Here is a 26,772-nt window from a genome sequence, read left to right as displayed (position 1 = left end):
TGGGAGCGGGCTCGCCCGCGAAGGCGGCCGTACAGCCGACCTACCTCTCCGGTCGAACCCCAGTCCCATTGTGGGAGCGAGCCTGCTCGCGATAGCGGAGCGTCTGTCACGCAAGTGTTGAATGGGTCGACGCCATCGCGAGCAAGCTCGCTCCCACAGGCGTGGTGGCGTAAAAAATCGTCCGAAAGCAGCAACGCCTTCGGACGATCCTTTTGGTTTCCAGCACGACTCATTTGCTGCTGGTGATTTCTCCCCCCGACTTCTGTTCAAAGAACTCCGGAATCGGATAGTTGAAACTATTGAGCCAGCGCTGCATGGCCATTTCACGCTCGGCGGCGGAGGCGGTCTGCAGGTTGGTGGACGCGACCACACCACGAATCTGCAACTGCATCCAGCTTTCCGTGCCTTGTTGCGCGGCCGAAGAGGGCCCCGGCTCGATTGCCCAGGCGGAGGTGGACAGGCATGCGATGCAGACGATCAACAGCTGTTTCGTTTTCATCTCTTGAACTCCTCGTAACGCTCTACTTGGCCGCGCCGGATGAGGCATCGACTACCTCATTCGAACGGTCTGCCTGTGTCGTTCCCGTCTTGGTGGCCGAGCCTCTGATCCTCTCAGCGCGGGCCTGGGCATCCGCTACTTGTGCGGGGCTCAACTTGGCCATGCTCGCGAGTTCGGCGGCTTGCTTCCAGTTGTCCTGGTAAATCAGCAGCGTCACCATGTTGAGGGCGGCCAGGGAATCCGCCTGCCTGAGTTCCATGGCGGTCATGAACTCGAAGCGCGCTTCAGGGATCCGGCGTTGGTTGAGGTAGACGACACCCAGGTCGTTGCGGATCTTTCCTTCGGTAGGGGCCATTTTCGCCGCGCGTTCAAGGTGCTCGGCGGCGCTGGCATTATCATTCTTGGCGACGGCCAGTTGGCCGAGGCCATGTTCTCCATCAGCGGCCAGGCAGGTCCCGAGCAGGCTCTTGTACAACGGCTCTGCCTCGTTGCGGCCCATGAGGCGCAGCACCCGGGCCTTGCGCAGGCGGACCTGGACGAGGTCTTCGGGCAGACCTTCGAGGTTCGCCAGGCTGGCGTACAAACGCCCATCATTGGCCATGTCATCCGCCAGGTTCAGGGCCAGTTCCTGATCGGAACTGGGCCTGGCGCAACTGGACGGAAGGGAAGCGACTACTCCGTTACTGGCACAGCCGGCGAGTATCAAGGTCGCCGTTATCGCGATCACTGCTTTCATGGAATGTCCTCCGACACCAGGCTGAACCCCCGCCCCCTTGCACATCAGGTGCCGGCTCATTGGGAAAGCCCGCTGCGGTTGTCGAACTCGCCGTGTTCGAGGAAGTACATGCGATAGAAATTCGGGTCATAGTTGCGCAGTTGTTCGCCCGGCAATGTCGGCAGTTGCGCGTCGACGGCCAACGGTTGGACCAGGTGCGGGGTGACGATCATCAGCAGTTCCCGTTCTTCCCGGTCGATGGAGTGGTTACGAAAGAAGGCGCCGAGAATCGGAATGTCGCCCAGGCCGGGAAACTTGTTCACCTGCGAGGCGTTGCGCGTACTGATCAGGCCGCTGATGACGAAGCTTTCGCCGTCGGCCAGGGCAATGCTGGTATCGGTACGACGCACGGTGAGCGCTGGAACCAGCGTGCCGGCGATGTTCACGGCATTGGTGAAGTCCAGTTCGCTGACTTCCGGCGCGACCTTCAACGCGATGCGGCTTTTGCCGATGACGGTCGGTGTCAGGGTCAGGCGAATACCGAACTCCTTGTACTCGATGGACACGTTATCGCTGCCGGCGCTGGGCACTGGAATGGGCACCTCGCCGCCGGCCAGGAAGCTTGCGCTCTGCCCACTGAGGGCCACCAGGCTCGGCCGCGCCAGGGTGTAGGCGAAGCCGCTGCCTTCCAGCGCGTTGATCATCAGCAAGGTTTGTCCAGTGGCGAAGGACAGGTTGAACATGTCGTTATTGACCGGCAATGAAGGCCGGACCACACCACCGATGGTAGGCAAGGTCCTCGGCGCGCCGAACTGGAAGTTGCCACGGCTGCCAAAGATCGAGGTCGAAGCTTCCTTGAGTTTGGTCCGGCTGACCTCGACGAAACGGATGTCGGTCTGCACTTGGGCGAGCAGCATCGGATCTTCGGAAGGCACAGTCGCTGCAGTGGTCAGTGCTTCGGTGGCCCTGCCTTTGACGAAGATCATGCTCTGGCGGGGCATCTTCGAACACGCCGTCCAGACCATCAGGCTGGTAGCGCCTGGCGCCACGCCCGTGAGAATGAAAGCGTCGCTGCCACTGGGCTGCACGTCGGCGATTTTCGGGTCGCCTACCGCGAGTTTGGTCACAGGGGCCAGGATGCGCAATTCGCTCTGGAGTCCCTGGCCGACCTCGAAGGTCGCCGGCAAGTTGTCCAGTTGCGAACAATTGCTGGCTGCGGCCTGCGCCGCATCCAGTCCAAGGCCCATCAGGAACAGGCCATGGATAAAGTGTTTTAACGCGGGCGCGGTACGATAGCTCATAGAATGCTCCTCGACAGACAGGCCGTCCCTAGACTTAACCAGTTGCCTCGGATCATTTATGGGGTCCGGGCTACCCCCCTATCTCACCACCCGGAAATGAACCCAGGTTACCGAGCGGTGACTGGCGCAAACAGTTCGCCTGAGGCGATTTGCCGGTCACCTTGCTCGCTTCTGATTGACGGTAGTTCACCCATGGCAAAGCGCCACGCCGAAATTGAAAAAAACGTCTGAAAAGTGGCGGGGGTGAAAAAAGTGATGATGGGTGCGTCAATAAAACGTCTTTTTCGGATTTTTTGGCGCCTCCATGGACAACATCCTTTGGCAGGGGCACAAAAAAGCCCGCAGGGTTAACCGTGCGGGCTTTTGCATGACTGATCGCAATCAGTGCTTGCTGTCCTGGTCCGACATCGCCAGCAATTGCTTCTCCTGGTTCCAGTCGAAAGGTTCGTCATTCTGTTCGGCTTCGAAACGACGTTCCTCGAGGGCCTGGTACAGGTCGATTTCCTCGTCGGGCATGTAGTGCAGGCAGTCACCGCCGAAGTACCACAGCAGGTCACGCGGCACCAGGTGGGCGATTTGTGGATAACGGACGATCACCTGGCAGAGGAGGTCCTGGCCCAGGTACTGGCTTTCGATCGGATCGACGGGCAATTGCGCGCGCAATTCATCGAAGCGCTCCAGGAACAGCGCATGGCTTTCTTCGGGAACCTGTTCGGCCTCACCTACGGCGACCAGGATGCTGCGCAAGTGGTCAAGCAAGACAAGGTGATCGGCAACGACATTGGACACGAGATAAGTCCTCAAGAGCAAAACGGGCGCGGGAGTATAAAGCGCCTGCGCCGGTTTTTACATGGCCGTGGGTCAGCATGGGGCCAGTCCAAGATCAACGAACCTTGCCCTCGGCCAGCGTCAGCGCCTCTTTGTCGAAATCGTCCACGTCGATCACCTTGCGCCGCGCCGTTTCGGCTGCGCGCAGGGCCTGGGCTTCGCCGGCCTGCAGCACACCGGCTTCCAGAGCCGTGTCGATAAGGGGCTCGCCGGGTACCGGCTTGAGCTGACCGTGCTTGAGCGCCGCATGCAATTTTTTCTGCAACGGCTGGGCCGCCATCAGCAGGTCGGCGGCGTGTTGCAGGGCGCCGACCGGATCGTCGACCGAGTGGGGGCGATAGCATCCCAGCAGTAACTCTTCGAGAGTCGGATCGCCCTTGGCCCGGCCGATCACCGCTGCCACTTCCGCATCCAGCCTGTCGCTCGGCCCTTTGTGACGACGGCCGAAGGGGAACACCACACAGCGCAGCAGGCCACCCAGCAATCGGTTCGGGAAGTTGGCCAGCAGTTCGTCCAGCGCACGCTCCGACTGGCCGAGACTTTCCTCCATGGCCCAGGTGAACAGCGGCGTCATGTGGTCCGGCGAATCCAGGTCGTGGTAGCGCTTGAGCGCCGCCGAGGCCAGGTAAAGGTTGCTCAATACATCGCCCAGACGCGCCGACAGGCGTTCCCTACGCTTGAGCTCTCCGCCCAGCAGCATCATGCTCAGGTCCGCCAGCAGGGCAAAGGCCGCAGCCTGTCGATTGAGCGCGCGGAAATACCCCTGGCTCAAGGTGTTGCCGGGAGCCCTGTCGAAATGTCCCAGGCCGAGGTTCAGCACCAGGGTGCTGGCCGCGTTACTGATAGCGAAGCCGATGTGCTTGAGCAGCAAACCGTCGAACTCGACGAGGGCCTGGTCCTTGTCTTCGCGTGTCGCCAAGGCCATTTCCTTGAGTACGAACGGATGGCAGCGGATCGCCCCCTGGCCGAAGATCATCAGGTTGCGCGAGAGGATGTTCGCGCCTTCCACGGTGATGAAGATCGGCGCGCCTTGCCAACTGCGCCCCAGGTAATTGTTCGGGCCCATGATGATGCCTTTGCCGCCATGCACGTCCATGGCGTGGCCGATGCACTCGCGGCCGCGTTCGGTCAGGTGGTACTTGAGGATCGCCGACAGCACCGAGGGCTTTTCTCCCAGGTCCACCGCGTTGGCGGTCAGCATGCGAGCGGCATCCATCATCCAGGCGTTGCCACCGATACGCGCCATGGCTTCCTGGATGCCTTCGAAGGCTGACAACGGCACGTTGAACTGTTCCCGCACCTGGGCGTACTGGCCGGTCACCAGGCTGGTGAACTTCGCCGCCCCGGTGCCTACAGCCGGCAGGGAAATCGAACGGCCGACCGACAGGCAGTTCATCAGCATCATCCAGCCCTTGCCGAGCATGGGTTGGCCGCCAATGAGGAAGTCCAGTGGAATAAACACGTCCTTGCCCCAGTTCGGCCCGTTCATGAACGCTGCACCCAAGGGCAGGTGGCGCCGGCCTATATGGACGCCGGGAGTGTCGGTGGGAATCAGGGCAAGACTGATGCCCAGGTCTTCCTCGTCCCCCAGCAGGTGTTCGGGATCATAGGCCTTGAAAGCCAGGCCGAGGAGGGTGGCTACGGGGCCCAGGGTGATGTAGCGCTTTTCCCAGTTCAGGCGCAGGCCGAGGGTTTCCTGGCCTTGCCAGTCACCTTTGCAGATGACGCCAGTGTCGGGCATTGCACCGGCATCGGAACCGGCCAGAGGCCCGGTCAGGGCGAAGCATGGAATGTCGTCGCCACGGGCCAGCCGCGGCAGGTAATGGTCACGCTGTTCCTCGGTGCCATAGTGCAACAGCAGCTCCGCCGGACCGAGGGAGTTGGGGACCATCACCGTGGAGGCCAGGTCGCCGCTGCGGGTGGCCAGTTTCATCGCCACCTGGGAGTGGGCGTAGGCGGAGAAACCCTTGCCTCCGTATTCCTTTGGAATGATCAGTGCGAAGAACCCGTGTTCCTTGATGTGCGCCCAGGCTTCGGGCGGCAGGTCCATGGCCTGGCCGATCTGCCAGTCGCTGACCATGGCGCAGAGTGCTTCGGTGGGACCGTCGAGGAACGCCTGTTCTTCCTCGGTCAGTTGTACCTTGGGATAGGCCAGTAGCAGATCCCAATCCGGACGGCCGCTGAACAACTCGCCATCCCACCACACCGTGCCGGCGTCGATGGCATCGCGCTCGGTCTCCGACATGGGCGGCAGGGTCTTCTGGAACCAGTCGAACATCGGCGCGCTGAAATACTTGCGGCGCAGGTCCGGCAGCAGCAAAGGCGCGGCGATGGCGCCGAGCACGACCCAGAGGATCAGCATCAGTGCGCCTGGCGCGTGGCTGAATATGCCCATCGCCAGCAGGTAGACCGCGACGATCCCCAGCGTGGGCAGCGGGGCGGTGCGCCGATGCGCCAGCCAGGCTATCCCGACGACCAGAACCAGTATCCACAACAACAGCATAGGTAGTCCTCCGTGAACCAGGGCAAAACCGACCCACAGAGCTTAGACGGCATCTGTAAAAGCGGCGGTCAGCGCGATGCGATTGATTTCGTGGGAAACCCCGGATGCATTGCGCCAGTCTGGTTGGCAACAACCGTGGGAAATGGTTCGTTGCAAAAGTGAGAAAGCGCCGTTGTTTGGCTGAAATGCCATTAACTGTGGACAGATACGGGACGCTAAATCATGCAAGTGAATGCAAGACCTGTGGCGAGGGGATTTATCGAAACGTCGCACCGCCCCGTTGGGGCGCGCAGCGGCCCTATACAATGACGCCCCGCGAAGACAGATCTTGGGGTTGCTGCGCAACCCAGCGGGGATAAATCCCCTCGCCACAGGGATCAGTTCGGCTCTGGATCGTGGTGACGATTTGAGTCGCGACTGATCGGGCGTATGCTGCTGCGGCACTTATCCACTGAGGGAAACCGTGATGCTGAAGATCTGGGGTCGGAAGAATTCATCGAATGTCCGCAAGGCGCTGTGGTGCGCCGAAGAGCTGGGGCTGGCCTTCGAGGCCATCGATGCGGGCGGTGCATTCGGGGTAGTGGACACACCGGAGTACCGGGCGAAGAACCCCAACGGCCGGGTTCCAATGATCGAAGACGACGGTTTCGTGCTGTGGGAATCCAACACCATCGTGCGTTATCTGCTGGCGCGCCATGTGCCCGGTTCAGCCTGGTATCCGACCGATCTCCAGAAGCGGGCCACGGCTGACAAATGGATGGACTGGACCACCTCGTCCTTTGCCGGGCCGTTTCGCACTGTGTTCTGGGGTGTCGTTCGCACGCCAGCCGAGCAGCAGGACTGGCCGGCCATCCATGCGGCGATCAAGGAATGCGAGGGCTTGCTGGCAATGGCAGACCAGGCCTTGAGCGAACAGCCCTACCTCTCGGGTGAGGAGATCGGCATGGGCGACATTCCCCTGGGCAGTTTCATTTATGCCTGGTTCGAAATGCCCATCGAGCGGGCGACACAGCCTCATCTCGAAGCCTGGTACCGGCGGTTGCAGCAGCGTCCGGCTTACCGCAAGGCGGTCATGACCGCGTTGACTTAATACTTACTATCGACACGCGTGACTGTACTTGTGCGGCGACGCCAAGCACCATGGCCTTCGTGCGCCGTGGTTGTATTGCTCGCCGCTCGCCCTCATGTATTCCTTTCCTCCCTTCTTGGTGCGTAGATCCGATATGAGTTCCGCTCTGTCCATCCGGCAGCTAACCAAAACCTACGGCAACGGTTTCCAGGCCCTGAGTGGTATCGATCTGGACGTCGCCGAAGGTGATTTTTTCGCCTTGCTCGGCCCCAACGGTGCCGGCAAATCCACCACCATCGGCATTCTTTCCACCCTGGTGAACAAGACCAGCGGCACAGTGAATGTCTTCGGCCATGACCTGGACCGCGAGCCTGCCGCGCTCAAGCGCTGCATTGGCGTGGTGCCCCAGGAATTCAATTTCAATCAGTTCGAAAAGACCTTCGACATCGTCGTGACCCAGGCGGGTTATTACGGCATCCCGCCGAAGATCGCCAACGAGCGCGCCGAGCAATACCTGACCCAGTTGGGGTTGTGGGACAAGCGTGACGTGCCGTCCCGTTCGTTGTCCGGGGGCATGAAGCGCCGACTGATGATCGCCCGCGCGCTGGTGCATGAGCCGCGCCTGTTGATCCTCGACGAACCGACTGCGGGTGTGGACATCGAGCTGCGTCGTTCGATGTGGACCTTCCTGACCGAGTTGAACCAGAAAGGCATCACCATCATCCTCACCACCCATTACCTGGAGGAGGCCGAACAGCTGTGCCGCAACATCGGCATCATCGACCACGGCACTATCGTCGAGAACACCAGCATGCGGCAGTTGCTCAGCCAACTGCACGTGGAGACGTTCCTGCTGGATCTGAAGAGTGACCTGGCGGCCGCCCCCCAGTTGATCGGCTATCCGGCCCGGCTGGTGGACCGTCACACCTTGGAGGTGCAGGTGGATAAAACCGTCGGCATTACCGGGTTGTTCACTCAACTGGCCCTGCAGAACATCGAAGTGCAGAGCCTGCGTAACAAAACCAATCGCCTCGAGGAGCTGTTCGTGTCCCTGGTGGAGAAAAACCTGGCAAAGGTGGCGGTATGAGTTCCGAATTGCGCCCCAACCTCATCGCCCTCAATACCATCGTCTACCGTGAAGTCCGGCGCTTCATGCGGATCTGGCCGCAGACCCTGCTGCCGCCGGCCATCACCATGGTTTTGTACTTCGTGATTTTCGGCAACCTGATCGGCCGGCAGATCGGCGACATGGGCGGCTTCACGTACATGGACTACATCGTGCCGGGGCTGATCATGATGTCGGTGATCACCAACTCCTACGGCAACGTGGTGTCGAGCTTCTTCGGCAGCAAGTTCCAGCGCTCGATCGAAGAGTTGATGGTGTCGCCGGTCTCGCCCCACACGATCCTGATCGGCTATACCCTGGGTGGCGTGTTGCGCGGCCTGGCGGTGGGCCTGATCGTGACCTTGCTGTCGCTGTTCTTTACCCATCTGCAGGTGCACCACTTGGGTGTGACGGTATTGGTGGTGGTGCTTACGGCGACGATCTTTTCGCTGCTGGGGTTCATCAACGCCGTGTTTGCGCGCAACTTCGATGACATCTCCATCATCCCGACGTTCGTGCTCACGCCGCTGACTTACCTGGGCGGGGTGTTCTACTCCATTTCGCTGTTGCCACCGTTCTGGCAGACCGTGTCCCTGGCCAACCCGGTGCTGCACATGGTCAACGCCTTCCGTTTCGGCATCCTCGGGGTTTCGGATATCCGCATCAGCGTGGCGATCACCTTCATGCTGGTGGCGACCGTGGTGCTGTATATCGGTTGTGCCCGGTTGCTGGTCAGTGGGCGCGGCATGCGCACCTGATCCCTGTGGGAGCGAGCCTGCTCGCGATGGCGTCGGATCTGACCCATCGCAATCGCGAGCTCGCTCCCACACTTGATCTGTCTTAGCCGCAGATACGCCGCAAAAAGAAGGCCTCCAAATTGGAGGCCTTCTTTGTTTCTCACATCCGGCTTTTCCTGCGCCGGTTCCATTGCCGGGCCACCCACCAACGCCAATAACTCATGGTGACAAAATACGCCAGGACGCCGAGCACCAGGCCGGTCACCACCGAGCCCAGCAGAAACGGCTGCCACAAGGTCGACAGTTGTTCGGTGATCCAGGCCCAGGTCAATTCATCCGGCAACGTCCGGGCAGGCACGTCCATCAGCCAGGCGCCAGTCTGGTAGGTACAGAAGAATACCGCCGGCATGGTGATGGGGTTGGTCAACCAGACCAGGCTCACCGCAATCGGAATGTTGCCCCTCACCGCGATGGCCAGCGCCGCGGCCAGGAGCATTTGCAAGGGAATGGGGAGAAAAGCGGCAAACAGGCCGACCGCCATCGCCCGGGCCACTGAGTGACGATTGAGGTGCCAGAGGTTGGGATCGTGCAGCAGGGTGCCGAGAAAACGTAAGGATTTGTGTTCCCGAATGCTCGCTGGGTCTGGCATGTAACGTTTGAATAGGCGCCGGGGCATAAGGCTTCTCGGTCGGTTCAAAGCAATGAAGCGGCAAGTATGTCCGGATTCTAAGTCCGGCAGATTCAGACTTTGTGACAATTGATAACGCCCACGGTGCCGCAGACCGGCTAAGCCTGGAGAGAGAACTCTCAAGGATGGGTTATGCGCACAGGGTGGGTCGCGCTTGCACTGGGGCTGGTGGCCCCGGTTTTCTTTCCGGCGTTGCCGCCGTTGTGGCTGATCGCAGCGATGCCGATGCTGGCGCTGATGGTGCTGCCGTTTCGTGCGTATCCGCTGGGTTTTTTCCTGTTGGGGTTGGCCTGGGCCTGCCTGTCGGCGCAATTCGCGTTGGACGAACGCCTGCCGGCCGCGCTGGATGGAGAAACCCGTTGGGTCGAAGGGCGTGTCATCGGTTTGCCGCAATACAGTGAAGGCGTGGTGCGCTTCGATCTGGTCGAGGCCCAAGCGCGTCGCACTCGGCTGCCGACCTCAATGCGCCTGGCCTGGTTCGGGGGGCCTCCGGTGAGCAGTGGCGAGCGTTGGCGGTTAGCGGTGAAGCTCAAGCGGCCCGCCGGGTTGCGCAACCCACACGGTTTCGACCATCAAGCCTGGTTGTTGAGTCGAGGCATTGGCGCGACCGGTACGATCAAGGACGGCCATCGCTTGCAACCGGCCCGGGGCGCTTGGCGCGACGGGGTGCGCCAGGCATTTGCACAGGTCGACGCCCAAGGCCGCTCCGGTGCGCTGATGGCGTTGGTGCTGGGCGACGGCGGGGGATTGAGCCGTGAGGACTGGCAGCTGTTGCAAGACACCGGCACTGTCCATCTGCTGGTGATTTCCGGGCAGCACATCGGGCTGCTCGCCGGTCTGGTGTACCTGTTGGTGGCCGGCGCGGCGCGTTATGGCCTGTGGCCGGGACGTCTGCCGTGGTTACCCTGGGCCTGCGCCCTGGCCTTCATCGCGGCCTTGGGTTACGGCATGCTTGCCGGGTTCGAGGTGCCGGTGCGGCGGGCCTGCGCGATGATCGGCCTGGTGCTGCTGTGGCGCGTGCGCTTCAAGCACCCCGATCCCTGGTGGGCGTGGTTGCTGGCCTTCGATGGGGTGCTGCTGTTCGATCCTTTGGCCAGCCTGCGCCCGGGGTTCTGGCTGTCATTTGCCGCGGTGGCGGTACTGATGTTCACCTTCGGCGGTCGCCTGGGGCCCTGGCGCTGGTGGCAAACCTGGACCCGCGCCCAGTGGCTGGTGGCGGTCGGGTTGTGCCCGTTGTTGCTGATATTGGGCCTGCCGGTGAGTCTCAGCGGGCCGCTGGTGAACCTGTTGGCGGTGCCCTGGATCAGCCTGTTGGTGCTGCCGTCGGCCTTGCTCGGCACGGTGTTGCTACCGGTGCCGGTCATCGGTGAAGCGCTGCTCTGGATCGCCGGGGGCTTGCTCGATCTGCTGTTCAAGGGGCTCGGGCTGGTGGCGGGGCGGATGCCGGCTTGGGTCCCTGTTCCGGTCCCCCTGTGGGCGTGGTGCATCGCTGCGTTCGGCGCTTTCTTGCTGTTATTGCCCAAGGGGGTACCGTTGCGTGTGCTGGGTTGGCCGATGTTGCTGCTGATGGTGTTTGCGCCACGGGAAGAGGTGCCGCCAGGGCAAGCGCAGATCTGGCAACTCGACGTTGGCCAGGGGCTGGCGGTGCTGGTGCGCACCCGTCACCACAGCCTGCTCTATGACGCAGGACCACGCTTCGGTGATGCCGATGTGGGCGAGCGTGTCGTGCTGCCGACCTTGCGCAAGCTGGGTGTGCGGGGGCTGGACCTGATGGTGCTCAGCCATGCCGATGCCGATCACGCCGGGGGGGCTCAGGCCGTGCGCAACGGACTGGCAACCACCCGGGTGATCAGCGGCGATCCGGCTGCGTTGCCCGTCGCCCTTGAAGCAGAGGCCTGCGACAGCGGCGAACAGTGGGAATGGGACGGCGTCCGCTTCGACGTGTGGCGATGGTCATCGGCCCTTGAAAGCAACCAGAAATCCTGCGTCCTGCTGGTCGAGGCCAGCGGCGAGCGGCTGTTGTTGACCGGCGACATCGATACCCATGCCGAGCGCGCACTGCTCGCTGGCTCTCTGGCGGTGCCGATCCAGTGGCTGGCCGCGCCCCATCATGGCAGTCGCAGCTCATCGTCGATGGCGTTGCTGGCGCGCCTCAAGCCACATTCGGTATTGATCTCCCGAGGCCAAGGCAACGCGTTCGGCCATCCCCATCCCCAGGTGATGGCCCGGTATCGACGCTTGGACATGGCGATCTACGACAGCGCCGAACAGGGCGCCATTCGTCTGCAACTGGGGGCCTTCGAGCGGCCGGACGCCCAGGCCGACCACTGGCGCTATTGGCGCGACCCGCCGTCTGCGGGGCCGTGAGCCGAACCTTGACCCAGGTCGCTTCCTGGAGCAGTTATCGGCGGGGCGGGGCCTCCATGGCGAGTCTCTATGATAAAGTGGCGCACTTTTTCGAGGGGGCAGTCACTGTGTGGGAATTGGTCAAATCCGGCGGCTGGATGATGTTGCCGATCATTCTGAGTTCCATCGCGGCACTGGGTATCGTTGCCGAACGCCTGTGGACCCTGCGGGCCAGCCGCGTGACGCCGGAGCATTTGCTCGGGCAGGTCTGGGTCTGGATCAAGGACAAGCAACTGAACAAGGACAAGCTCAAGGAGCTGCGGGCCAGTTCGCCGTTGGGCGAGATACTGGCGGCCGGCCTGGCGAACTCCAAGCATGGTCGCGAGATCATGAAAGAGTGCATCGAAGAAGCCGCGGCCCGGGTCATCCATGAGCTGGAGCGCTACATCAATGCCCTGGGTACCATCGCCGCCATGGCCCCGTTGCTGGGCCTGCTGGGCACAGTGTTGGGCATGATCGACATTTTCAGCGCATTTACCGGATCCGGCGTAAGTACCAATGCCTCGGCGTTGGCCGGTGGTATCTCCAAAGCCTTGATCACCACCGCCGCGGGCCTGATGGTCGGTATCCCGTCGGTGTTCTTCCATCGGTTCCTGCAGCGCCGCGTTGACGAGCTGGTGGTGGGCATGGAGCAGGAAGCCATCAAGCTGGTCGAGGTGGTGCAGGGCGATCGTGATGTTGACCTGGCCGGGAGCAAGAAGTGAAGTTCCGCCGCAAACCACGGGAAAACATCGAGATCAACCTCGCGTCGCTGATCGACGTGGTGTTCATCCTGCTGCTGTTTTTCGTCGTGACCACCACCTTCACCCGGGAAACCCAGCTCAAAGTCGAGTTGCCACAGGCGGTCAGCGGTTCGCCAGCCGAAGACCAGCAGTTGAAGAATCTGGAAATCACCATCAGCGCAGAAGGGTCGATTTCGGTAAACAACCAGTTGTTGCCCAAGAGCGACCTGGCGACCCTGATCGAGGTGCTGCAGAAAGAGTCCGGCGGCGACACCAACCTGCCGCTGTCCATCAGCGCTGATGGCAAGACGCCTCATCAATCGGTCATCACCGCCATGGACGCGGCCGGCAAGCTCGGCTTCAGCCACCTGCGCATGACCACGGTCGAGGCGGCACCCGCACCCTGATGGCCATGTCCGATCGATTGCTCGCCGCGTGGTATGACGGTCACCCGGCCTTGGCGCTGTTACGGCCACTGGAGTGGCTGTACCGGCGCGTGGTGGTCGGCAAGCGCGAGCGTTTCCTGGCGGGTGAGGGCGATATCTATCAGCCGCCGGTGCCGCTGGTGGTGGTGGGCAACATCACCGTGGGCGGGACCGGCAAGACGCCGATGATCCTGTGGATGATCCAGCACTGCCAGCGCTGTGGCCTGCGGGTTGGCGTGGTCAGCCGGGGGTATGGCGCCAAGCCGCCGCAATTGCCGTGGCGAGTCGAGGCCGACCAGGGCGCCGAGATCGCCGGCGACGAACCTTTGCTGATCGTCCAGCGCACCGGTGTGCCGCTGATGATCGACCCGGATCGCAGCCGCGCGGTCCAGGCGCTGCTGGCAGCGGAACCGCTGGACCTGATCCTGTCCGATGATGGCATGCAACATTACCGGCTGGCTCGCGACCTGGAGCTGGTGTTGATCGACAATGCCCGCGGCCTGGGCAACCGGCGTTGCCTGCCTGCCGGCCCGTTGCGCGAACCGGTCGAGCGCCTGCAGTCGGTGGATGCGGTGCTGTACAACGGCGCCGCTGCCGATCGTGAAGACGGCTTCGCCTTCGAGCTGCGGCCCACTGCCCTGGTGAATCTGGCCAGTGATGAACGATACCCGCTCGACCATTTTCCGTCCGGTCAGGCCGTGCACGCCGTGGCCGGTATCGGCAATCCGCAACGTTTCTTCAGAACCCTCGAAACGCTACACTGGCGGCCTATACCGCACGGGTTTGCCGACCATGCCGAATACAGCGTCGAGGCCTTGAATTTCACGCCGCCATTGCCAGTGGTCATGACGGAAAAGGACGCGGTCAAATGCCGTGCCTTCGCCGCGCCCGACTGGTGGTACCTGGCGGTGGACGCCGCGCCTTCACCGGCCTTCGAGGCCTGGTTCGATACGCAGTTGATGCGCCTGTTGCCCGATCGGCTATTACCTTAAGAACCTTATCCAGGGGAAAATCCATGGACACCAAACTGCTCGACATCCTGGCCTGCCCGGTTTGCAAAGGCCCGCTCAAGCTCAGCGCCGACAAGACCGAGCTGATCAGCAAGGGCGCCGGCCTGGCGTACCCGATTCGTGACGGCATCCCGGTGATGCTCGAAAGCGAAGCCCGGACCCTGACCACCGATGAGCGCCTGGATAAATGAGCATCGTCTTCACCGTTGTAATCCCGTCGCGCTTCGCTTCGACGCGCTTGCCCGGCAAACCGTTGTTGTCGATCGCCGGCAAGCCGATGATCCAGCACGTGTGGGAACAGGCCTGCAAGAGCAGCGCCCAGCGCGTGGTGGTGGCGACGGACGACCTGCGCATCGTCGAAGCCTGCGAGGGCTTTGGTGCCGAGGTGGTCATGACTCGCGAAGATCACAATTCCGGCACTGATCGCCTGGCGGAAGTCGCTGCGAAACTGGGCCTGGAGCCTGACGCCATCGTGGTCAACGTGCAGGGCGACGAACCGCTGATCCCACCCAGCGTGATCGATCAGGTCGCGGCCAACCTGGCGGCTCATCCCGAAGCGCGTATGGCCACGCTGGCCGAGCCGATCAAGGACGTACAGACCTTGTTCAACCCGAACGTGGTCAAGGTGATCAGTGATCTGAACGGCCTGGCGCTGACCTTCAGTCGCGCTACGTTGCCCTGGGCCCGGGATGCATTCGCTCAAACCCGTGACGTCATGCCTGAAGGCGTGCCGTACCGTCGCCACATCGGCATCTATGCCTATCGTGCCGGTTTTCTCCAGGACTTCGTGGCCTGGGGCCCATGCTGGCTGGAAAACACCGAAGCCCTGGAGCAACTGCGCGCGCTCTGGCACGGTGTGCGGATCCATGTTGCCGATGCGCTGATCGCCCCGCCAACCGGCGTCGACACGGTCGAAGACCTTGAGCGCGTCCGTCGCCTGCTGGAGGCCTGATGCGGGTTCTGTTCGTCTGCCTCGGCAACATCTGCCGCTCGCCCACCGCCGAAGGCATCCTGCGACATAAGCTGCGCGAGGCCGGGCTGACCGGGCAGGTGGAGGTCGCTTCCGCCGGTACCGGTGACTGGCACGTGGGCAAGCCGCCGGACAAGCGCAGCCAGGCCGCGGCCCTGCGGCGCGGTTATGATTTGTCGGCCCAGCGTGCCCGGCAAGTCAGCCGCGCCGATTTCGCCGCCTACGACCTGATCCTGGCGATGGACAGCAACAACCTGCGCAATCTCAAGGCCCTGCAGCCGGCCAACGGCCGGGCGGAACTGGATCTGTTCCTGCGGCGCTACGAGGCCGGCGTCGATGACGTACCGGACCCGTACTATGACGGCGAGCAGGGTTTCGAGCAGGTCCTGGACCTGATCGAATGCGCCACGGATCGCCTGGTGATCGAATTGAAGGGGCGGCTATGAGCTTGCAGGTACAGGCCGGCGTCAGCCTCAAGCCTTTCAACAGTTTTGGAGTGGACGTCAAGGCCCGGCTGTTCGCCGAGGCCCACGGCGATGCGCAGGTGCGCGAGGCGCTGGCCTATGCCGCCGGGCATGAGGTACCGCTGCTGGTGATCGGTGGTGGCAGCAACTTGCTACTGACCGGCGACATCGATGCGCTGGTGCTGCGTATGGCCAGCCGCGGCATCCGCCTGCTGAGCGATGAGGGGGAGCGGGTGGTGATCGAGGCCGAGGCCGGAGAACCCTGGCATCCTTTCGTCCAGCACACGTTGGCGCAAGGCTGGGCGGGGCTGGAGAACCTCAGCCTGATCCCTGGTACGGTGGGTGCCGCGCCGATGCAGAATATCGGCGCCTATGGCGTGGAGATAAAGGACGTCTTTGCCGGGCTCACCGCCCTGGATCGCCACACCGGCGAGTTGCGGGATTTCACCCTCGAAGAATGCTGTTTTGCCTACCGCGACAGCCTGTTCAAGCAACAACCGGGTCGTTGGTTGATTCTGCGGGTGCGCTTCACCCTCAGTCGTGCCGCCCATCTGCACCTGGAATATGGCCCGGTTCGTCAACGGTTGAGCGAACAAGGCATCGACCAGGCGACGCCTCTTGATGTCAGCCGGGCCATTTGCAGCATACGCAGCGAAAAACTGCCGGACCCGGCCGTGCTGGGCAATGCCGGCAGTTTCTTCAAGAATCCGCTGGTGCCGGCCGCGCACGTTACGCACCTCAAGCTGCAGTACCCCGACTTGGTGGCTTATCCACAGCCCGAGGGCCAGATGAAAATCGCCGCGGGTTGGCTGATCGAGCGTGCCGGCTGGAAGGGGTTCCGTGAGGGCGACGCCGGGGTGCATAAGTTGCAGGCGCTGGTGCTGGTCAACTATGGCGCGGCCACTGGCCTCCAACTGCTGGACCTGGCCCAGCGCATCCAAAAAGATGTTGCCGAACGTTTCCAGGTTGACCTGGAAATGGAGCCCAACCGCTACTGAGTCAAGGTTCGTCATGAACCATGGACGCCCTGCACAACCTCGCACAAGCATCATTTGTGCAGGATTGTGCAGGGCGTTTTGCTTGAACCTGGGTTAATTTAATCCGCTGACAATGTGACCCTAGAGGCCCGGTGCAGACCCTTGCGTGTCTGTATAAGAGAGCCCGATTAGCCTGAGCCAGTCTGCGACACCAAACCGTCACCCAAGCGGCAGATTGCTCGACCCCATAACTCGATAACTATGCGGGCGTGCCCATGATTACCCTGAAACTCAATGGACAAGACCATCAACTGGATGTGACCGAGGACATGCCGCTGCTGTGGGCTATCCGGGATGTCGCCGGGTACAACGGCACCAAATTCGGCTGCGGCATGGGCCTGTGTGGCGCGTGCACCATCCACATCGACGGCGCTCCGGCGCGCAGTTGCATCACGCCAATCGGCTCGGTGCAGGGGCAGAACGTCAGTACCATCGACGCGCTGCATGCCGACCCGGTTGGTCAGGTCGTGCAAAAGGCCTGGCTCGATACCGCCGTGGCTCAGTGCGGTTACTGCCAGGGCGGGCAGATCATGTCCGCCACCGCCTTGCTCAAGAGCAATCCCAACCCGAGCGACGAGCAGATCGAGGAAGCCATGGTCGGCAATATCTGCCGCTGTGGCACGTATAACCGGATCAAGACCGCGATTCGCCAGGCGTCCACTCACCTGAAGGAGGCCAAGGCATGAGCCGTCTGCCCAATGATTTCGTGCTGAGCAATCTCAGCCGGCGCGGCTTCCTCAAGGGCGCGAGCGCCACCGGTGTACTGGTGTTGGCTGCCAGTTGGGGTCTGCCGGAGGCCTTTGCCGAGGACAAGAAGTTCGGTGCCGAGGGCATGCCCCATGGTGCGGTCGACGATCCGAAGGTGTACGTGAGCATCGCCGCCGACGGTAGCGTGACGGTGATCTGCAATCGTTCGGAAATGGGCCAGGGTGTACGCACCAGCCTCAGCATGGTGGTGGCCGATGAACTGGACGCCGACTGGGCATTGGTGAAGGTGCAGCAGGCGCCGGCCGATGAGGCACGTTTCGGCAACCAGGACACCGACGGCTCACGCAGCATGCGCCACTGGTATGAGCCGATGCGCCGTTGCGGTGCCGCCGCCCGGACCATGCTGGAGCAGGCCGCCGCGGCCCAATGGAACGTTCCGGTGGGTGAATGTCGTGCCCAGTTGCACAACGTGGTGCACCAGCCTTCCGGTCGGAAACTGGGCTACGGCGCCTTGGCCACCGCCGCCAGCGCCTTGCCGGTGCCGGCCCGTGACAGCTTGCGCCTCAAGCAACCGGCCGAGTTTCGCTACATCGGCAAGGAGGCGAGCCGGGCCATCGACGGTGCCGACATCGTCAACGGTCGCGCCGTGTTCGGTGCCGATGTGCATTTCGACGGCATGCTCTACGCCGTCGTGGCGCGTCCGCCGGTCTATGGCGGCAAGGTCAGGAGCGTGGATGATAGCGCGGCGCTGAAAGTGCCGGGCGTGGTCAAGGTGGTGCAGATCGAAGGGCGTCCACTGCCTTCGGAATTCCAGCCCCTGGGTGGCGTGGCGGTGGTGGCGAAGAACACCTGGGCCGCGATCAAGGGACGCGATGCGCTGAAAATCGAGTGGGACGACGGCCCGAATGCCGGTTATGACTCGGTCGCCTATCGCAAGGAACTCGAAGCTGCGGCCCTCAAGCCCGGGAAAGTCCTGCGCAGCACCGGCGACCTCGATGAAGCGCTGGCGAAGGCCGATTCGACCCTGGAAGCCTCGTATTATCTGCCGCACCTGTCCCAGTCGCCAATGGAGCCGATGGTGGCCATTGCCCGCTTCAAGGACGGCCAGTGCGAAGCCTGGGCGCCGAGCCAGGCGCCACAGGTGACCCGCGAGCGCGTCGCTGAACGATTGGGCATTCCTTTCGACAAGGTCACGATCAATATCACGCTGCTGGGGGGCGGTTTTGGCCGCAAATCCAAACCCGACTTCGTTGTCGAGGCGGCGGTGCTGGCCAAGGAGTTCGCGGGCCAGGCGATCCGGGTGCAATGGACCCGCGAGGATGACATCCATCACTCGTATTTCCACACCGTATCGGCCGAGTACCTCAAGGCCGGCTTGAACCGGGACGGGATGCCGTCCGGCTGGCTGCATCGCACCGTGGCCCCGAGCATCACCGCGCTGTTCGCGCCGAATATGGTTCATGAAGCGCCGTTCGAAGTGGGCATGGGCGTGACCAACATGGCCTACGCCATTCCCAACCTGCGCCTGGAGAACCCCGAAGCGGTGGCCCACACGCGAGTGGGCTGGTACCGCTCGGTGTCGAACATTCCCCACGGTTTTGCTATCCAGAGTTTTATCGACGAATTGGCCCACAAGGCCGGTCAGGATCCGCTGAAGTACCACCTCAAGTTGCTTGGCCCGGATCGCAAGATCGACCCGCGTACCTTGAGTGAAGAGTGGAACTACGGCGAATCCCCCGAGCGCTATCCCATCGATACGGCGCGGATCCGCACCGTGCTGGAAACCGCCGCCAAGGCGGCCGGTTGGGGGCAGAAGCTGCCGAAGGGCCGTGGCCTAGGGCTGGCGGTGCATTACAGCTTCGTCACCTACGTGGCGGCGGCCATCGAAGTGGAGGTCAAGGAGGACGGCACGGTGATCGTGCACAAGGCGAACATTGCCGTTGACTGCGGTCCGCAGATCAACCCCGAACGTATTCGTTCCCAGTTCGAAGGCGCCTGCGTCATGGGGCTGGGCAATGCGATGGTGGGGGAGATCAGCTTCAAGGATGGCAAGGTCCAGCAGGACAACTTCCACATGTACGAAGTGGCACGCATGTCCCTGGCACCCAAGGAGGTGGCGGTGCACCTGGTCACGCCACCGGGCGAGGTGCCGTTGGGCGGTGTCGGTGAGCCGGGAGTGCCGCCGATTGCGCCGGCGCTGTGCAATGCGATTTTCGCGGCCACCGGCCAGCGCATCCGCAATCTGCCGGTACGCTATCAGTTGCAAGGCTGGCAGCAGGCCAAGGCCTGATGGACAGCGTTGACCTGAACGTCCTGCGTAGCGTGCTGCAATGGCGCCGCGCCGGGCAGCGCGTGGTGCTGTTCACAGTGGTCCAGACGTGGGGCACCGCGCCGAGGCCTCCGGGGGCGATGCTCGCCTTGCGCGAAGACGGCGTGGTGATCGGCTCGGTGTCGGGCGGTTGTGTCGAGGATGACTTGATCGCCCGGTTGCACGATGGTCGCATTCCAGCGGATGGACCGCCGGTGCAGATGATCACCTACGGCGTTACCCGCGAGGAGGCGGCGCGCTTCGGTTTGCCGTGCGGCGGTACCCTGCGCCTGACGGAAGAGCGGGTCGGTGACCCACAATGGGTGGCCGAACTGCTGGAGCGCTGCGAAGCCCATCAGATTGTCGCCCGTGAGTTGAGCATCGCCACTGGTCATGTGGCGTTGACGCCCGCCAGCAAGAGCGACGTGCTGGTGTTCGATGGGCAGACTCTGCGTGCCATCTATGGGCCGCGTTGGCGGCTGCTGCTGATCGGTGCTGGGCAATTGTCGCGCTATGTCGCGGAAATGGCCCGGCTGTTGGACTTCGAAGTGCTGATCTGCGATCCGCGCAAGGAGTTCGTCTACGGGTGGGAAGAACAACACGGTCGCTTCGTCTCGGGAATGCCTGACGAGGCGGTGTTGAACATCCAGACTGACGAGCGCACGGCGATCGTTGCCCTGACCCATGATCCGCGCCTGGACGACATGGCCTTGCTGACCGCCCTGGATTCCCCGGCTTTTTATGTGGGGGCCCTTGGGTCACGCGTCAACAGCCAGAAGCGCCGGGACAATCTGCTTCAGCTAGGCTTGTCAGCACAGGCCATCGAGCGGCTGCATGGTCCTATTGGCCTGCACATCGGCAGCCACACTCCGGCGGAAATCGCCTTGTCGCTGCTCGCCGAAATCGTGGCCATCAAGAATGGCGTCGAGCTGCGGCAGAAAAAGCCGTTGTAAGGCGTCGCTAGAGGCAAGGAGGGCGCATGAGCGGATCGATTGGCGTGATCATTGTCGCGGCCGGACTGGGCAACCGTTTTCGCCAGGTGGCCGGCCCCGACAAGGACAAGTTATTGGCTGACTGCACGGGGCGCGACGGCGCCGTCCGTTCGGTGATCGAGCAGGTGCTGGTCAATTTGCCAGCTTCCCTGGAAAAACGCGTGCTGGTGACCCGTGAGGGGCGTCCACAGGCCATTCGCATGGCCCAGGCCTATGGATGCGATGTCGTCGAACTGGGCTCCCCCGGCCTGGGCGACAGCATCGCAGCCGGCGTCCAGGCATGCCCGGACCTCGATGGTTGGTTGATAGTGCTGGCAGACATGCCATTTATCCTGCCATCCAGCATTGAGCGGGTGGCGGCTGGCATTCGCGAGGATGGCGTCTGCGTACCGGTACTCGCGGGAGAATATGGGCATCCCGTAGGGTTTGGTCGCGAGTTCGGCCCGAAATTGATGGCGCTGACAGGCGATCACGGCGCCAAGGTACTGTTTGCCGGAGCCCAAGTGGTTGAGGTTGCTGTGGATGATCCTGGTGTGGTTTGGGATGTGGATGTGCCTGAGGCGCTGAGTTTTCAGTAACCACACTGATGTCGACTGAGCCACCGCCATCGCGAGCAGGCTCGCTCCCACAGGTTCTGTGGTGGGTTGAGAATTTGTGATTGCCGCAAATCCCTGGTGGGAGCGAGCCTGCTCGCGATGACGATCTGATAGTCGACACTAAATAAAAAGCCCCGCCTGGCATCACCAGGCGGGGCTTTTTATTGGGCGATGGAATCAGGCGTGAGGTTTGGGCTCGTGCTCTTTTTCCATTGGGGCGCGATGAGGCGTGACTTCTTCAGCTTCAGCGGAAGGCTGAGCTTCGTCGGTCACCGGCGCCGATTCAACCGGGGCTGGTTCGGCTGCGGCTTCAGTCACCGGGGCAGGGGATGCCTCGACAACTTCCACTGCTGGGGCCGGCTCAGCAGCACGGGCCTGGGCGGCAGCCTCTTCGGCTTCCTTCTGCAGACGCTCGGCTTCACGCTTGCGACGACGCACTTCACGCGGATCGTTTGGAGCGCGACCGTTCGCGGTCAAGGCGCTGGCGGGAGCAGGCTCCTCGACGGGGGCCGGTGCTTCGGCAACTACCGGGGCTTCAACCACTGGCGCCGGCTCGACCACTGCTGGCTCGGCTGCCTTGACAGGCTCTGGCATCGGCTCTGGCTCGACCGCCGGTGCCGGTGCGGCAGGTTCCGGGTTCCAGTTGAACGCGGTCTGCTCTTCACGCACAGGTGCCGCTGCTTTTTCCTCGGTGCCCGCTTCAACAGGCGTTTCAACGGCAGGTTCTGCGGCCTCTACCGGCTGTTCGACGACCGGTGCAGGCTCGACGGCGGCTTCGGCTTCAGGCTGGGCTTCACGCGCTGGCGCAACTTCCACTTCTGGCGAAGCAGTCACTTCTACCGGGGTAGTGGCTTCGACCACTGGTGTTTCAACCGGCGCATTTTCCACCGCAGCGGTAGCGCGTTCGGCCTGTTCATTGGCCTGGGCCTCGGCTGGAGCGCTGATGGTGCTGCTGGCAACTGCCGCAGTCACGGCCAGGCCGGCGGCCAGGTCTGCAGTGCTTGGCGCCTCGGTGGATTCGGACTCTTCCGAGCCTTCGATCACATTACCGTTGGCATCACGTTGACGCTCACGACGGTTGCTGCGACGACGCTGGCCACGGGAGCGGCGGCGTGGACGATCGCCTTCGGCGTTGTCCTGGCCGTCTTCCTGCAGTTGCTCTTCGGCGTTCAGCACTTCTTCTTCGCTGGCAGCGGCGGCAGCCTGCTCGGCGCGTGGTTGACGCTCTTCACGCGGAGGGCGTGGTGCGCGCTCTTCGCGAGGCTGGCGCGCTGGACGCTCTTCAGCGGTGGCGGCAGCGGCCGGGGCGGCATCCAGAGGCTCGCGCAGTTCACGTACACGCTCTTCACGCTCGCCACGAGGCTTGCGATCTTCACGCGGGGCGCGCGGTTGACGCTCTTCACGTGGTGGACGTGGTGCACGCTCTTCACGGGCTACGGTCGACACTTCCTCACGGGCTTCGCGAGGCTGGCGCTCTTCACGAGGCTCACGTGGTGCGCGCTCTTCACGAGGTGCACGTTCTTCGCGTGGCTTGCGCTCTTCGTCACGACGACCGTTACGGTTGCGGGTCTGCTGGCGACCGTTACGGCGTTCTTCGTTGCGGGCAGGACGCTCGGTGGCGGCAGGCTTGGCAACCACGGCTGGTGCGGCAGGCTCTTCCTTGGTCGCGAACAGGCTGACCAGCGACTTCACCAGGCCCTTGAACAGGCTTGGCTCAGGTGCAGCAACCGGAGCCGGTGCCGGTGCGACGACTTCGGTCGGAACCGGAGCATTGGCGCGGGCAGGGGCCGTCTTCACGGCGGCTTCCTGGCGAACCAGGGTGCGAGTGGCAGCAGCCGGCTGGACTTCTTCCACTTCGGCAGCGGCAGCGGCGATTTCGTAGCTGGACTGGTTGTTGTGGGCTTCCGGGCTGTCGTCGCGCAGGCGCTGGACTTCGAAATGCGGCGTCTCGAGGTGATCGTTCGGCAGGATCACGATGCGAGCGCGGGTGCGCAGCTCGATCTTGGTGATCGAGTTGCGTTTTTCGTTGAGCAGGAACGCCGCCACCGGGATCGGCACCTGGGCGCGGACTTCGGCGGTGCGGTCTTTCAGGGCTTCTTCTTCGATCAGGCGCAGGATCGCCAGGGACAGCGACTCGACGTCACGGATGATGCCGGTGCCGTTGCAGCGTGGGCAGACGATGCCGCTGCTTTCGCCCAGGGACGGACGCAGGCGCTGACGGGACATTTCCAGCAGGCCGAAGCGCGAAATGCGCCCGACTTGTACGCGGGCGCGGTCGGCTTCCAGGCACTCACGGACTTTTTCTTCCACGGCGCGCTGGTTCTTGGCCGGGGTCATGTCGATGAAGTCGATGACGATCAGGCCGCCGATGTCGCGCAGGCGCAACTGACGGGCGATTTCCTCGGCCGCTTCAAGGTTGGTCTGCAGAGCGGTTTCTTCGATGTCGCTGCCTTTGGTGGCGCGCGCCGAGTTGATGTCGATGGACACCAGGGCTTCGGTCGGATCGATGACGATGGAGCCGCCGGACGGCAGTTCGACGACGCGCTGGAAGGCGGTCTCGATCTGGCTTTCGATCTGGAAACGGTTGAACAGCGGAACGCTGTCTTCGTAGAGCTTGATCTTGCTGGCGTACTGCGGCATCACCTGGCGAATGAAGGTCAGGGCTTCGTCCTGGGCTTCGACGCTGTCGATCAGCACCTCACCGATGTCCTGGCGCAGGTAATCGCGGATGGCGCGGATGATGACGTTGCTTTCCTGGTAGATCAGGAACGGCGCGGAGCGATCCAGCGAAGCTTCCTTGATGGCCGTCCACAGTTGCAGCAGGTAGTCGAGGTCCCACTGCATCTCTTCGCTGCTGCGGCCAAGGCCGGCAGTGCGCACGATCAGGCCCATGTCGGCTGGGGCAACCAGGCCGTTGAGGGCTTCACGCAGTTCGTTGCGCTCTTCGCCTTCGATGCGGCGGGAGATGCCGCCGGCACGCGGGTTGTTCGGCATCAGGACCAGGTAACGGCCGGCCAGGCTGATGAAGGTGGTCAGGGCGGCGCCCTTGTTGCCACGTTCTTCTTTTTCGACCTGGACGATGACTTCCTGGCCTTCGCTCAGGACGTCCTTGATGTTGACGCGGCCTTCAGGGGCTTTCTTGAAGTATTCGCGGGAGATTTCTTTGAGGGGCAGGAAGCCGTGGCGCTCGGAGCCGAAATCGACAAAGGCAGCCTCAAGGCTTGGTTCGATGCGAGTAATCCGGCCTTTATAGATGTTGGCCTTCTTCTGCTCGCGTGCACCGGATTCGATATCCAGGTCGTAGAGGCGCTGGCCGTCTACCAGTGCAACACGCAACTCTTCGGGTTGAGTTGCGTTAATCAGCATTCTTTTCATGTAGTACCGTCGGTTTCCGGGCTGCCGGAAACGGCGTTCGGCACACACGACTTCTCACGGTCGGTGTCAGGTGCGTCATGGAAGTGGCTGACCACTCCAGTGTCCAGCGAGTTCGGCCCAATGATGGCGAAGTCGCGACGGACGCGTCCTGCTTGCTGGTACTCAAGCACTCAGTCAGGAGGAGGAATCAACCGGCGTCTGTGGACGAGATGAAGCGTCTGAAACAAGCCTAGTGCTACACAGTCCGACGGTTGTACATCTCCACCCTACACGTATCCCTGATAATTCGGGTGCTGCCGCGCGCAGAATCCGCAGCGGGTTGGCATTTACCGTGAGCTCCGGAAAGGGGAGGTCACGCATCATGGCTAATTAGGCGTTGTTTCCGCAGCTTTCGCCCGGGGTCGTTCGCAACTGACTGCACTTTGTGAACTGGCCGTGAATGTGGCGCGCAAGGCGAGTGAATACTCTGCTTTGCGGCGTATTTCAGGCCTCATGTCACCTGCGCTCGTTACACCTGCAAACTCTACCGAATCGTGGCAAAAGCCCCGTAGGACGGCCTCTCGTCCTCGTGAATTGCGTTGGTCAGGGCCGGTTTTTGACCGTTAGTCCGCTGTCCAGCCACTTTTGGCGGCGTTCGCGACTATAGCAGCAATGATTAAGTGCTTCAATTCCATAAAAAATTGTTATGATCGCCGCCATGACGACTACTGCCCCTTCGACCCCGAGCGTTCAACTGCTCGAGGTCTCGCCGGAATATGCCGGCCAACGAATCGATAACTTCCTTCTCGCCCGGCTCAAGGGCGTGCCCAAGACCTTGATTTATCGCATTTTGCGCAAGGGCGAGGTGCGGGTGAACAAAGGCCGGATCAAGCCGGAGTACAAGCTCCAGGCAGGCGATATCGTGCGCGTGCCGCCGGTTCGCGTGCCCGAGCGCGATGAGCCGGTGCCTGTTGCCCAAGGGCTGCTGCAGCGCCTGGAAGACTCGATTATCTACGAAGACAAAGCGCTGATTGTGATCAACAAGCCCGCAGGCATCGCGGTTCACGGCGGCAGCGGCCTGGATTTCGGTGTGATCGAAGCCTTTCGTCAGTTGCGTCCGGACGCCAAGGAGCTGGAGTTGGTCCACCGCCTGGACCGCGACACCTCCGGGCTGCTGATGATCGCCAAGAAGCGCAGCATGTTGCGCCATCTGCATGAACAATTGCGCGGTGACGGCATCGACAAGCGCTACATGGCGCTGGTGCGCGGTCATTGGGCGACGTCCATCAAGCAGGTCCGGGCTCCATTGCTCAAGAGCAACCTGCGTTCCGGCGAGCGCATGGTCGAGGTCAACGACGAAGGCAAGGACGCGCTCACTGTGTTCAAGGTGCTGCGGCGTTTCGGTGACTTCGCCACCATGGTGGAGGCCAAGCCGGTGACCGGTCGTACCCACCAGATTCGTGTCCACACATTGCATGCTGGCCATTGCATCGCCGGTGACCCCAAATACGGGGACGACGATTTCACCCGTGAGATCCGCGAACTCGGCGGAAAACGCCTGTTTCTGCATGCCTATATGTTGACGGTGCCGCTGCCTGATGGGGGCGAGCTGAAGTTGCAGGCACCCGTGGACGCCATGTGGGCCAAGACTGTGGAGCGATTGAGTGCATCCTGACTACAAGCTCCTGATCTTCGATTGGGACGGCACCCTGGCCAATTCCATCGGTCGGATCGTGGAGTCGATGCATGTCGCATCCGACCGTACGGGTTTTGCCAGGCGCGATGACTTTGCGGTAAAAGGCATCATCGGTCTCGGATTGCCGGAAGCCATTCGCAGCCTGTATCCGGACATCGATGATGAGGCGCTGGTGGTGTTTCGCCAGCACTACGCTGAACACTACATTGCTCTGGAAGCCGAGCCGTCGCCGTTGTTCGAGGGCGTGGCGGATACCCTTGAGGCGTTGCGGGCAGAGGGCTATCACTTGGCCGTCGCCACCGGGAAGGCTCGTCGCGGGCTGGATCGGGTGCTGAAGGCTCATGGCTGGGAGGATTATTTCGATATCACCCGTGCCGCCGATGAGACCGCCAGCAAGCCGCACCCGCTGATGCTCGAGCAGATCCTGGCGCATTGCGAGGTGCGTCCTGAGCGAGCGCTGATGATCGGGGACTCGTCGTTTGATCTGCAGATGGCGCGCAATGCCGGCATGGGCTCGGTGGCCGTCAGCTACGGCGCGCAGACGATCGAGGCGCTGCGGGCGTTCGAGCCGCGACTGGCCATTGACCGTTTTCCTGAGTTGCACGCCTGGCTGAGCCGGCACACCGATTAAATTTGTTG

At 62.5% G+C, this 26,772-nt stretch carries 24 protein-coding genes; 17 read left to right on the top strand and 7 right to left on the bottom strand.

What is annotated here, in order from left to right; genetic code table 11:
• Positions 1–229 precede the first annotated feature (229 nt).
• The 5 genes from ACODTO_RS18335 to ACODTO_RS18315 form a co-directional block, all read right to left on the bottom strand.
• Positions 230–499, bottom strand: coding sequence for a DUF3613 domain-containing protein (locus ACODTO_RS18335; RefSeq protein ID WP_041024639.1), 270 nt, complete (start codon positions 497–499; stop codon positions 230–232).
• Positions 500–521: 22 nt separating this feature from the next.
• Positions 522–1,235 carry a tetratricopeptide repeat protein gene (locus ACODTO_RS18330; protein ID WP_139649330.1) on the bottom strand — a complete coding sequence of 238 codons (714 nt, stop codon included), beginning with the start codon at positions 1,233–1,235 and terminating at the stop codon, positions 522–524.
• Positions 1,236–1,291: 56 nt separating this feature from the next.
• On the bottom strand, positions 1,292–2,515 hold the full coding sequence (locus tag ACODTO_RS18325; protein ID WP_139649332.1) for a type II and III secretion system protein family protein: 1,224 nt from the start codon (positions 2,513–2,515) through the stop codon (positions 1,292–1,294).
• A gap of 381 nt (positions 2,516–2,896) precedes the next feature.
• Entirely contained in the window at positions 2,897–3,304 is a 408-nt protein-coding gene (locus ACODTO_RS18320; RefSeq protein WP_024776930.1) for a PA2817 family protein, read from the bottom strand.
• Between the two features lie 94 nt (positions 3,305–3,398).
• Positions 3,399–5,846 (bottom strand): acyl-CoA dehydrogenase, encoded by a 2,448-nt coding sequence (locus tag ACODTO_RS18315; RefSeq protein ID WP_175363406.1) that lies wholly within the window; start codon positions 5,844–5,846, stop codon positions 3,399–3,401.
• Between the two features lie 466 nt (positions 5,847–6,312).
• Between ACODTO_RS18315 and ACODTO_RS18310 the strand changes: the two genes are divergently transcribed.
• From ACODTO_RS18310 to ACODTO_RS18300, 3 genes are all read left to right on the top strand, one after another.
• A complete protein-coding gene (locus tag ACODTO_RS18310; protein WP_139649338.1) occupies positions 6,313–6,936 on the top strand; it encodes a glutathione S-transferase in 624 nt (207 codons plus the stop codon).
• Positions 6,937–7,069: 133 nt separating this feature from the next.
• Positions 7,070–8,002, top strand: coding sequence for an ABC transporter ATP-binding protein (locus ACODTO_RS18305; protein WP_139649340.1), 933 nt, complete (start codon positions 7,070–7,072; stop codon positions 8,000–8,002).
• On the top strand, positions 7,999–8,778 hold the full coding sequence (locus ACODTO_RS18300) for an ABC transporter permease (RefSeq protein WP_041024632.1): 780 nt from the start codon (positions 7,999–8,001) through the stop codon (positions 8,776–8,778). The genes ACODTO_RS18305 and ACODTO_RS18300 overlap by 4 nt, the downstream gene beginning before the upstream one ends.
• A gap of 139 nt (positions 8,779–8,917) precedes the next feature.
• On the opposite strand, the gene ACODTO_RS18295 is transcribed toward ACODTO_RS18300, so the two are convergent.
• On the bottom strand, positions 8,918–9,433 hold the full coding sequence (locus ACODTO_RS18295) for a DUF2062 domain-containing protein (RefSeq protein WP_139649342.1): 516 nt from the start codon (positions 9,431–9,433) through the stop codon (positions 8,918–8,920).
• 144 nt (positions 9,434–9,577) lie between these two features.
• Between ACODTO_RS18295 and ACODTO_RS18290 the strand changes: the two genes are divergently transcribed.
• The 12 genes from ACODTO_RS18290 (at position 9,578) to ACODTO_RS18235 (ending at position 21,065) form a co-directional block, all read left to right on the top strand.
• Positions 9,578–11,812 (top strand): DNA internalization-related competence protein ComEC/Rec2, encoded by a 2,235-nt coding sequence (locus ACODTO_RS18290; RefSeq protein WP_489106842.1) that lies wholly within the window; start codon positions 9,578–9,580, stop codon positions 11,810–11,812.
• A gap of 107 nt (positions 11,813–11,919) precedes the next feature.
• Positions 11,920–12,555: a MotA/TolQ/ExbB proton channel family protein gene (locus ACODTO_RS18285; RefSeq protein ID WP_175363457.1), complete on the top strand. Its 636-nt coding sequence runs from the start codon at positions 11,920–11,922 to the stop codon at positions 12,553–12,555.
• Entirely contained in the window at positions 12,552–12,980 is a 429-nt protein-coding gene (locus ACODTO_RS18280) for an ExbD/TolR family protein (RefSeq protein WP_024776922.1), read from the top strand. The genes ACODTO_RS18285 and ACODTO_RS18280 overlap by 4 nt, the downstream gene beginning before the upstream one ends.
• The gene (gene lpxK / locus ACODTO_RS18275) at positions 12,980–13,990 is read left to right on the top strand and encodes a tetraacyldisaccharide 4'-kinase (protein WP_139649346.1); all 1,011 of its coding nucleotides are present in this window, start codon (positions 12,980–12,982) and stop codon (positions 13,988–13,990) included. Before ACODTO_RS18280 ends, lpxK begins: the two co-directional genes overlap by 1 nt.
• A gap of 23 nt (positions 13,991–14,013) precedes the next feature.
• Positions 14,014–14,199, top strand: coding sequence for a Trm112 family protein (locus ACODTO_RS18270; RefSeq protein WP_003179363.1), 186 nt, complete (start codon positions 14,014–14,016; stop codon positions 14,197–14,199).
• The gene (gene kdsB, locus ACODTO_RS18265; RefSeq protein ID WP_139649348.1) at positions 14,196–14,960 is read left to right on the top strand and encodes a 3-deoxy-manno-octulosonate cytidylyltransferase; all 765 of its coding nucleotides are present in this window, start codon (positions 14,196–14,198) and stop codon (positions 14,958–14,960) included. The genes ACODTO_RS18270 and kdsB overlap by 4 nt, the downstream gene beginning before the upstream one ends.
• Complete coding sequence (locus ACODTO_RS18260; RefSeq protein ID WP_489106841.1) at positions 14,960–15,424, top strand: low molecular weight protein-tyrosine-phosphatase; 465 nt, start codon at positions 14,960–14,962, stop codon at positions 15,422–15,424. The genes kdsB and ACODTO_RS18260 overlap by 1 nt, the downstream gene beginning before the upstream one ends.
• Positions 15,421–16,440 (top strand): UDP-N-acetylmuramate dehydrogenase, encoded by a 1,020-nt coding sequence (gene murB / locus ACODTO_RS18255; protein ID WP_139649350.1) that lies wholly within the window; start codon positions 15,421–15,423, stop codon positions 16,438–16,440. The genes ACODTO_RS18260 and murB overlap by 4 nt, the downstream gene beginning before the upstream one ends.
• A gap of 254 nt (positions 16,441–16,694) precedes the next feature.
• Positions 16,695–17,165, top strand: coding sequence for a (2Fe-2S)-binding protein (locus ACODTO_RS18250; RefSeq protein ID WP_024776917.1), 471 nt, complete (start codon positions 16,695–16,697; stop codon positions 17,163–17,165).
• Positions 17,162–19,477, top strand: coding sequence for a xanthine dehydrogenase family protein molybdopterin-binding subunit (locus ACODTO_RS18245; RefSeq protein WP_175363409.1), 2,316 nt, complete (start codon positions 17,162–17,164; stop codon positions 19,475–19,477). Before ACODTO_RS18250 ends, ACODTO_RS18245 begins: the two co-directional genes overlap by 4 nt.
• Positions 19,477–20,448: an XdhC family protein gene (locus tag ACODTO_RS18240; protein ID WP_139649356.1), complete on the top strand. Its 972-nt coding sequence runs from the start codon at positions 19,477–19,479 to the stop codon at positions 20,446–20,448. The genes ACODTO_RS18245 and ACODTO_RS18240 overlap by 1 nt, the downstream gene beginning before the upstream one ends.
• A gap of 26 nt (positions 20,449–20,474) precedes the next feature.
• Positions 20,475–21,065, top strand: coding sequence for a nucleotidyltransferase family protein (locus tag ACODTO_RS18235; protein ID WP_489106840.1), 591 nt, complete (start codon positions 20,475–20,477; stop codon positions 21,063–21,065).
• 195 nt (positions 21,066–21,260) lie between these two features.
• Here ACODTO_RS18235 and rne read toward each other — a convergent pair whose 3' ends face one another.
• Entirely contained in the window at positions 21,261–24,458 is a 3,198-nt protein-coding gene (gene rne / locus ACODTO_RS18230; RefSeq protein WP_139649361.1) for a ribonuclease E, read from the bottom strand.
• Between the two features lie 697 nt (positions 24,459–25,155).
• Between rne and rluC the strand changes: the two genes are divergently transcribed.
• Positions 25,156–26,112: a 23S rRNA pseudouridine(955/2504/2580) synthase RluC gene (gene rluC, locus ACODTO_RS18225; RefSeq protein ID WP_041024287.1), complete on the top strand. Its 957-nt coding sequence runs from the start codon at positions 25,156–25,158 to the stop codon at positions 26,110–26,112.
• Positions 26,102–26,764: an HAD-IA family hydrolase gene (locus ACODTO_RS18220; protein WP_139649363.1), complete on the top strand. Its 663-nt coding sequence runs from the start codon at positions 26,102–26,104 to the stop codon at positions 26,762–26,764. The genes rluC and ACODTO_RS18220 overlap by 11 nt, the downstream gene beginning before the upstream one ends.
• Positions 26,765–26,772 lie beyond the last annotated feature (8 nt).

Source organism: Pseudomonas sp. FG13 (assembly GCF_057809755.1).
Note: the sequence above shows the minus strand (reverse complement) of the source record. Positions and strands in the feature narration are given on the sequence as shown.

Excerpts from the sequence above, each read along its gene's own strand:
- ACODTO_RS18315 (WP_175363406.1), bottom strand. The coding sequence starts at position 5,846 with ATGCTGTTGTTGTGGATACTGGTTCTGGTCGTCGGGATAGCCTGGCTG.
- rluC (WP_041024287.1), top strand. The coding sequence starts at position 25,156 with ATGACGACTACTGCCCCTTCGACCCCGAGCGTTCAACTGCTCGAGGTC.
- ACODTO_RS18310 (WP_139649338.1), top strand. The coding sequence starts at position 6,313 with ATGCTGAAGATCTGGGGTCGGAAGAATTCATCGAATGTCCGCAAGGCG.
- ACODTO_RS18270 (WP_003179363.1), top strand. The coding sequence starts at position 14,014 with ATGGACACCAAACTGCTCGACATCCTGGCCTGCCCGGTTTGCAAAGGC.
- ACODTO_RS18325 (WP_139649332.1), bottom strand. The coding sequence starts at position 2,515 with ATGAGCTATCGTACCGCGCCCGCGTTAAAACACTTTATCCATGGCCTG.
- ACODTO_RS18235 (WP_489106840.1), top strand. The coding sequence starts at position 20,475 with ATGAGCGGATCGATTGGCGTGATCATTGTCGCGGCCGGACTGGGCAAC.
- ACODTO_RS18305 (WP_139649340.1), top strand. The coding sequence starts at position 7,070 with ATGAGTTCCGCTCTGTCCATCCGGCAGCTAACCAAAACCTACGGCAAC.
- kdsB (WP_139649348.1), top strand. The coding sequence starts at position 14,196 with ATGAGCATCGTCTTCACCGTTGTAATCCCGTCGCGCTTCGCTTCGACG.
- ACODTO_RS18245 (WP_175363409.1), top strand. The coding sequence starts at position 17,162 with ATGAGCCGTCTGCCCAATGATTTCGTGCTGAGCAATCTCAGCCGGCGC.
- murB (WP_139649350.1), top strand. The coding sequence starts at position 15,421 with ATGAGCTTGCAGGTACAGGCCGGCGTCAGCCTCAAGCCTTTCAACAGT.
- ACODTO_RS18250 (WP_024776917.1), top strand. The coding sequence starts at position 16,695 with ATGATTACCCTGAAACTCAATGGACAAGACCATCAACTGGATGTGACC.
- ACODTO_RS18240 (WP_139649356.1), top strand. The coding sequence starts at position 19,477 with ATGGACAGCGTTGACCTGAACGTCCTGCGTAGCGTGCTGCAATGGCGC.
- ACODTO_RS18295 (WP_139649342.1), bottom strand. The coding sequence starts at position 9,433 with ATGCCCCGGCGCCTATTCAAACGTTACATGCCAGACCCAGCGAGCATT.
- rne (WP_139649361.1), bottom strand. The coding sequence starts at position 24,458 with ATGAAAAGAATGCTGATTAACGCAACTCAACCCGAAGAGTTGCGTGTT.
- ACODTO_RS18260 (WP_489106841.1), top strand. The coding sequence starts at position 14,960 with ATGCGGGTTCTGTTCGTCTGCCTCGGCAACATCTGCCGCTCGCCCACC.
- ACODTO_RS18290 (WP_489106842.1), top strand. The coding sequence starts at position 9,578 with ATGCGCACAGGGTGGGTCGCGCTTGCACTGGGGCTGGTGGCCCCGGTT.
- ACODTO_RS18335 (WP_041024639.1), bottom strand. The coding sequence starts at position 499 with ATGAAAACGAAACAGCTGTTGATCGTCTGCATCGCATGCCTGTCCACC.
- ACODTO_RS18300 (WP_041024632.1), top strand. The coding sequence starts at position 7,999 with ATGAGTTCCGAATTGCGCCCCAACCTCATCGCCCTCAATACCATCGTC.
- lpxK (WP_139649346.1), top strand. The coding sequence starts at position 12,980 with ATGGCCATGTCCGATCGATTGCTCGCCGCGTGGTATGACGGTCACCCG.
- ACODTO_RS18330 (WP_139649330.1), bottom strand. The coding sequence starts at position 1,235 with ATGAAAGCAGTGATCGCGATAACGGCGACCTTGATACTCGCCGGCTGT.